General features: G+C 31.7%; 1 protein-coding gene. It reads right to left on the reverse strand.

Annotated elements, in window-relative coordinates; genetic code table 11:
- Positions 1-1,489, reverse strand: a 1,489-nt coding sequence (locus EKL98_RS15785; RefSeq protein ID WP_199740731.1) for a VCBS repeat-containing protein, incomplete at both ends; no start/stop codon positions are given.

Here is a 1,489-nt window from a genome sequence, read left to right on the forward strand (position 1 = left end):
CATCATTATCATAATCAAAAGCTTTTACTACAGCAGCATTTTGAGTTAATATTGGAAATGCAGCTTTACTCAATTGATTATTTTTGTTAAGATACAATCGAGAATCTAAATTTGCAGGATTTTCTCCACCGCCAGAAGCAACAAACAAATCATTTATTTTATCATTATTAAAATCGCCAATTACAGCTGATGCATCTTCATAGATAGAATCATTTTCGATTACAGCAGATGGTTTTTTAGTAAAACCGGCTGCGTTTTGAATATAAATAGCTGCTTTTTTTCCTTTGGCACCTCCAAAGAATAGATCTTCTTTTCCATCTCCATTTAAATCCCCAATTGCTGTTGCAGGACCTCTGTCTGAATGCTGATAAGGAATTAATTTTTGTGCTAGAAAATCAGTATAATCATTTTCTTGATGTATGAAATCGATACCTAAATTATTTTCAACTTTCTTGAAAACAGGCAAAACTGCTGGATGTAATTTTCTATAATCAAATGCTTTACGATTAGCATTAGGTTTTATGGTTAGTGTTTGATTTGTTTTTACTTTCTTTAAAGTTTGGGATGTTTTGTCAGGCCATATTACTACTAACGAATCGATACTACTTGCTTTTCCGTATCCAAAATGAATTATTGGTTCCGATGAAGATTGAAATCCTCGGGTAGTTTGCAACTCTTTATATTGCATTTTTCCTTTGTTGTATGAAATTACTTTTGTTCCAATTCCAAAAGTATTTTTGCCGCCAAATCGAAGTCTTATTTTTAAATAATTGGCTTTATCATTGGTTTTGTTAATGTAAATTGAAGCAACAGTGTTAAGATTATTTGTTACTACATCTAAATCTCCATCATTGTCTAAATCTCCATAAGCTGCACCGTTTGAAAAACTAGGAGTTCCTAATCCCCAATTTTCGGCTTCATTTGTAAAGGTTAAATTTTTATTATTTTTGAAGGCATAATTTGGGATAGGTGTGCTTGGCATCTTGGCAATAATGGTTTCCATATCTTCTTTTTTACCTGTAATCACCATTTTTTGTAAAAAATCATTTGCGAAAAAGTCCATAAAATCCTGATTAGTCAAATCGTGATAAATACCGTTACAAACATAAATATCTTTATATCCATCATTATCCATGTCAAATAATAAAGCGCCCCAGCTCCAGTCAGTTTTTGCTACTCCGGCGAAATTTGCTATTTCTAAGAATTTGTTATTCTCGTCATTTAGTTGCAAAGTGTTTTGCATATATTGATTAAAGAAATCTAGATTTAATTTTCTAGTAAATAAATCATAGTTGTCAAAATTGGTTGTTTTTTTTAATCGTTCATCATTTTCAGGTAACATATCTGTTGTGAAAATATCGGATTTCCCATCATTATTTACATCGGCCATATCTGCTCCCATTGAGGATTGGCTGATGTGCGATGCCCAGCCTTCAATTTGTTCGGTAAACGTTCCGTTTTTATTATTGATATACAAATAATCTTTTTC

It is taken from the genome of Flavobacterium bomense, assembly GCF_003970355.1.